Annotated in this window: 1 rRNA gene; it reads right to left on the reverse strand. The window is 53.5% G+C overall.

Annotated elements, in window-relative coordinates:
* Positions 1–244, reverse strand: a 23S ribosomal RNA gene (locus tag ACZYR9_RS28000); the annotation flags it as partial.
* Between the last annotated feature and the right edge of the window lies 1 nt (position 245).

The raw sequence follows: 245 nt of genomic DNA on the forward strand, positions 1-245 counted from the left end.
CTAATCCGCTTTCGCTCGCCGCTACTGACGGAATCACTTTTGTTTTCTTTTCCTGAGGGTACTTAGATGTTTCAGTTCCCCTCGTCTGCCTCCGATGCAGCTATGTATTCACTGCATGGTACGTATCAATTACGATACGCGGGTTCCCCCATTCGGACATCCCCGGATCAAAGCCTGCTTACGGCTCCCCGAGGCATTTCGTCGTTCGCCACGTCCTTCATCGGCTCCTGGTGCCTAGGCATCCT

This window comes from Paenibacillus sp. F024, from assembly GCF_057814255.1.